The organism is Mycobacterium sp. IDUB_19, from assembly GCF_055419445.1.
In genome coordinates this window covers 1-919 of sequence record NZ_JBVAXR010000179.1, presented here as the reverse complement: position 1 = coordinate 919, position 919 = coordinate 1, and the positions used below count along the sequence as shown (strand labels likewise).

At 66.9% G+C, this 919-nt stretch carries 1 protein-coding gene; it reads right to left on the bottom strand.

Annotated elements, in window-relative coordinates; genetic code table 11:
• Positions 1-845, bottom strand: an 845-nt coding sequence (locus tag ACZY0B_RS27770) for an FAD-dependent oxidoreductase (RefSeq protein WP_463767426.1), incomplete at its 3' end; no start/stop codon positions are given.
• Positions 846-919 lie beyond the last annotated feature (74 nt).

Below are 919 nucleotides of genomic sequence, written 5' to 3'. Positions count from 1 at the left end.
GGCATGGTGTGCGCGGCATCGCCGAGCAAGGTCACCGGACCCGCGTTCAACGTGGCGGGAATCGGATGGCGGAAATGAGGGTAGGGCGACTGGGCCAGATCTTCGTCGGTCAATTTCGCCAGTACCAGATCGACCGAGTCGGACCAGCCGGCGAAGTTAGACCGGATCACCTCGACGGGGCGGTGGGGCCGGATGAAATCGCGGGACCAGGGCAGGTCGAACCACCACTGCACGTTTGACCCCCCGGCCGGCCAAAGACCCGTGTTTCCGTGCTCGCCGATGACGATGTAGGCGATCTCCCGGTCAACGATCTCCGGCAGGCTGACGAGACCCTGCCAGCTGCACCATCCGGTGGGCTGGGCGGGCTGTGCGCCGACCACATCCCGGATCACCGAATGCAGACCGTCGGCACCGATCAGCAGGTCGCCTTCGACCACGCTGCCGTCTTCGAACCCGACCGCCACGCCGTGGGGCATCGTGATGACCCGGGCCGCGCGCGCGTTGCACCGGATGCGATCGGCCGGGAAATCTGCCAGCAGTCGTTCCAGCAGCACCCGGCGCGGGACCATCCGAACGGCTGCGCCCAGTCGCTTCACCATCGTGGAGAGGTCCAACGTGGCGACTCGGTGCCCCTTGGACGTCAACACCCGGACGCTGGACAGCAGTTGACCGGCCCCCTCCATGTCGACACCGAGCTGCCGCAGAACTGTCTCGCCGTTGGACCAGATGGTCACGGCGCCGCCGCCTGCGCGCGTATCCGTGCGCTGATCGAAGACGGTGACGTCGTGTCCGTCCCGCAGCAATCCGCGGGCAACCGAAATACCGCTTACCCCTGCACCGACCACCAGGACCCGAAGCGGTCGCCTGGACCGCGCCTCCGGTGATGGTAGACAGCTGATATGACTGCTGACGCCCGCGC